We start from the raw sequence: 4,050 nt of genomic DNA on the forward strand, positions 1-4,050 counted from the left end.
GCGATCGCCAGTGTGGGGGCCTACGCGCCGCTCCTGCGGCTCGACCGGGATTCCGCCGCGAAAGCTCTGAAATTTTCCGGACTCGGGGGCCGCGGTGGGGGACGGCGCGCCGTCGCTGGATGGGACGAGGATCCCCTGACCCTTGCAGTCGAGGCGGCGCGGATCATCCATCGGGCGCCCAACACGGTGGTGTTTGCGTCCACGTCCGCCCCCTTCTACGAGCGGCTTCACGCAGCGCTCATTGTGGACGCGCTCGCGCTACAAGCGGAAACGCGAGCCTGGGATGTTTCGGGCTCGCGGCGCTGCGCCGTCTCGGCGTTGCTCGACGCGCTGCTTGGCGGCGGGTCCACCCTCGTTGCGGCCGGTGAAAGGCGGCCGGGCCGGCCGGGCTCTCCGCTGCATCTGTCGCAGGGCGACGGCGGCTCCGCGGTAATGGTCGCCGCGGACGGCGCCGCCCGTCTTATCGGATGGGCGAGCCTCTCTCACGATCTCGTGGACATCTATGCGTCGCGCGAGCATCCCGAGCCCTACGCCTATGAAGAGCGGTTCGTGCGCGAGACCGCCCTCTCGGCGATTTTCGCGCCGACCATCCACAAGGCGCTAGCAATGGCGGGACTTGGCCCCTCCGACATCCAGCACGCCGCAGTCCACGAGCCGGTCGCGGGCCTGTGGCGCGACATCGGCCGCGCGACCGGGATCGCGGCCCCGAACCATGCGTCCGACGTAGCGGCGGCGCTTGGCGATCTTGGCGCCGCCCATGGCCTGTTCGCGTTTGCGCTCGCATCCGCGCGCGCCAAACCGGGAGAGCGCATTCTGCTCGCCGGATTCGGAAGCGGCTGCGATGCGCTCGTGTTGGAAATGACGGCGCCGATGCCAGGCGCCGGATCGGCCGAGGAGGCTCTGCGGCAGGGGCTGGCTTTCGGCGACTATATTCGCTTCCTGAGTCTCAACGGCGCGCTCGAACTCGATTGGGGCGTTCGCTCGGAATTCGAGCAGAAAGCGCAGGCGACCGTCATTGCGCGCACCGGGCGCGACATGACCGGCTTCGTCGGCGGTCGCGACGCGGCCGGGAACGTGCAGTTCCCGAAGAGCCGCATTCCCGTCCGGCCCGACGCCGAAGGGCCGGAACCGATGCAGGACGTCCGGCTCGCGGACGACCCTGCGCGCATCGTCTCCGTCACGGCCGACCGGCTGAACTTCACGCCCGACCCGCCGTTCTGGTTCGGGCTCGCGCAGTTCGACAACGGCGCACGGGTGATGATGGAATTCACGGACCAGGACTCGCGGGGCTTTTCGGTGGGCGACCGGGTGCGGATGCGCCTCCGCATCAAGTCGCGCGATCAGCGTCGGGGCTTTCGCACCTATTTCTGGAAAGCGGCGGCGGCCGAGCGTCCCTTGCTCGAGGGTTGAGACATGGCAAACGGGATCAAGGACAAGGTCGCGATTCTCGGCATGGGATGCACGACCTTCGGAGAACACTGGGACAAGAGCCCCGAGGATCTCATGGTCGAGGCCTTCGTGGAGGCGCTTGCCGACGCGAAGATCGCACGCTCCGATATCCAGGCCGCCTGGATGGGCAATGCGCTCGACGACATTAATGTGGGCAACAGCGCGCTGCCGCTCGCACATGCCCTGCGGCTCAAGACAATTCCGGTGTCGCGGGTCGAAAACATGTGCGCGACCGGTTCCGAGGCTTTGCGCGCCGCCGTCTACGCCGTCGCAGCTGGCGCGGTCGATTTCGCGCTAGCGCTCGGCGTCGAGAAGCTAAAGGACACGGGCTACAGCGGCTTGCCCCTGCGCACCAAGGGCCTCGCCAACGACCTCTGGCTGCCCTATGGCTCCGCGCCCGGCTCCTTCGCCCAGTTGGCGGGCGCCTATGCGGCGAAGCACCGGCTGAATGGCGAGGACCTCAAGCGCGCCATGGCGCATGTGAGCTGGAAGAGCCACCAGAACGCGGTTCATAGTCCGCGCGCCCATCTGCGCAAGGCGGTCGACGTCGAGACGATCCTCAAGGCGCCGATGATCGCAGACCCGCTCGGCCTCTATGATTGCTGCGGCGTTTCCGACGGCGCCGCGGCCGCGATCGTGACAACGCCCGAGATTGCGAGAGGGCTCGGCGTCGCCAATCCGGTGACCGTGAAGGCCGTGCAACTGTCAGCCAGTCACGGCTGGGAAATGCAATACGGGGCCTGGGACGGCGCCTATGTGCTGAACACGCGGGAGGCCGCGAAGCGCGCCTACGCGGAGGCCGGCGTGCGCAACCCGGCGAATGATCTTTCGCTGACAGAGGTGCACGACTGTTTCTCTATCACCGAGCTCGTGACGATGGAGGACCTCGGCCTGTCGGAGGAAGGATACGCGCCGCGCGACATTCTCGAGGGCCACTACGACCGCGATGGCGCCCAGCCCTGCCAGCCGGACGGCGGCCTCAAGTGCTTCGGGCACCCGGTCGGGGCGTCGGGGCTCCGCATGGCCTACGAGATCTATACGCAGCTCCTCGGCCGGGCGGGGGCGCGCCAACTCGGCAAGGTAGATCTCGGACTCACCCACAATCTCGGCGGCGCGCCGTTCAACAGTGTCGCCGCAGTCTCGATTTTCGGACGCCTGCACTGAGGGAGGCCGCGCTTTGGGTGGGAAATATTTTGAGGAATTCGCCGTCGGTCAGACTTTCGTCCATGAGGTCCGGCGCACGGTCACCGACATGGACAACATCCTGTTCTCGGCGCTGACTCATAATCCGGCGGCCATCCACATCGACCACGAATACGCTAAGACGACCGAATTCGGGAAACCGTTGGTTAATTCCATCTTCACCCTTGGGCTCGTCGTGGGCCTTTCGGTGCAGGACACCACGCTTGGCACGACGGTTGGAAATCTGGGTTGGGAGGAAGTCGCCTTTCCAAAGCCGGTCTTTGCCGGCGACACGATCCGCGCGGAGACCACGGTGGTGGATTTGCGCGACTCGAAGTCGCGCCCGACGCAGGGGATCGTGACCTTCGCGCACGAGGGACTGAACCAACGCAACGAGATCGTCTGCTCCTGCCGGCGCGTCGCCCTGATGCTTAGGAAGGCCCAATGAAGCTTTGCTCGCTTCTGTTCGTTCCCGGCGATTCGGAACGCAAGTTCGCTAAGGCGCAGGCGTCCGGCGCCGACGCGCTGATCCTCGACCTCGAGGACTCGGTCGCGCCCGGCCAAAAGGCGGCGGCGCGCGCCCATGTCGCGAGGCTTCTCGAAAATAGGGAGCCGCGCGACTGGTCCTTCTTCGTGCGCATTAATGCGCTCGACACGGGCCTGACCCTCGACGATCTCGCCGCCGTGGTGAAGCCGGGACTCGATGGCGTCCTCGTTCCGAAAGCGAACGGCGTGGAGGACATCGTCCATTTTGGCCACTATCTCGACGCCTTCGAGACGAAGGCCGGTATGCCGGTCGGCTCTGTCAGGATCGCGGTCGTCGCCACCGAGACAGCAAAGGCGATGTTCGCCCTTCACACCTACGCGCCAGCGCATCCGCGACTGGCCGCGCTGACCTGGGGCGGGGAGGACCTTGCAGCGGCGCTCGGCGCGACGGAGAACCGGGAAGCGGGCGGTTGGACCTTCCCTTATCAAGTCGTCCGCGCACAATGCCTGTTTGCCGCCGCCGCTGCCGAGGTCACGCCAGTCGATACGATCCATGCCGACTTCCGCGACACGGAAGGGCTCGAACTCGACTGTCGCCGTTCGCGTCGCGACGGGTTCCTCGGCCGCATCGCGATCCATCCCGACCAGGTCGCGATCATTAACCGCTGCTACGCGCCGTCGGAAGAGGAGATCGCCCATGCGCGCCGGATCGTGGAGGCCTTCGCTGCCAATCCGGGCGCGGGCACGCTCGGGATCGACGGCAAGATGGTCGACATCCCGCATCTGAAGGCGGCGCAGAAGACGCTCGCGTCCGTCTAAAGGGAGGAGGGCGCCACCATGAGCGGAAGTAGCAGACAACTGCCGGGCGAGGATGAACTGAGCGCGATTCGCGAAGGCGTGCGCGCCGTCGTCTCGAGGTTCGGCGACGACTAC

4 protein-coding genes are annotated in these 4,050 nt (G+C 66.5%); all 4 read left to right on the forward strand.

The window, feature by feature from the left end; all coding sequences use genetic code 11:
• Positions 1-1,410 (forward strand): 3-oxoacyl-[acyl-carrier-protein] synthase III C-terminal domain-containing protein (locus ACLP25_RS11420; RefSeq protein WP_442469314.1); only part of this gene is annotated, 1,410 nt, incomplete at its 5' end.
• Between the two features lie 3 nt (positions 1,411-1,413).
• Positions 1,414-2,613 carry an acetyl-CoA acetyltransferase gene (locus tag ACLP25_RS11425; RefSeq protein WP_442469315.1) on the forward strand — a complete coding sequence of 400 codons (1,200 nt, stop codon included), beginning with the start codon at positions 1,414-1,416 and terminating at the stop codon, positions 2,611-2,613.
• A 13-nt stretch (positions 2,614-2,626) separates the two neighbouring features.
• Entirely contained in the window at positions 2,627-3,079 is a 453-nt protein-coding gene (locus tag ACLP25_RS11430; RefSeq protein ID WP_442469316.1) for a MaoC family dehydratase, read from the forward strand.
• Positions 3,076-3,936 (forward strand): HpcH/HpaI aldolase/citrate lyase family protein, encoded by an 861-nt coding sequence (locus ACLP25_RS11435; protein WP_442469317.1) that lies wholly within the window; start codon positions 3,076-3,078, stop codon positions 3,934-3,936. The genes ACLP25_RS11430 and ACLP25_RS11435 overlap by 4 nt, the downstream gene beginning before the upstream one ends.
• The last annotated feature ends 114 nt before the right edge of the window (positions 3,937-4,050 follow it).

The sequence above is a fragment of the Roseiarcus sp. genome (genome assembly GCF_052145395.1).
GTDB lineage: Bacteria > Pseudomonadota > Alphaproteobacteria > Rhizobiales > Beijerinckiaceae > Roseiarcus.

Bases quoted from the DNA above. Each gene is read 5' to 3' on its own strand.
- ACLP25_RS11425 (WP_442469315.1), top strand. From the start codon at position 1,414: ATGGCAAACGGGATCAAGGACAAGGTCGCGATTCTCGGCATGGGATGC.
- ACLP25_RS11435 (WP_442469317.1), top strand. From the start codon at position 3,076: ATGAAGCTTTGCTCGCTTCTGTTCGTTCCCGGCGATTCGGAACGCAAG.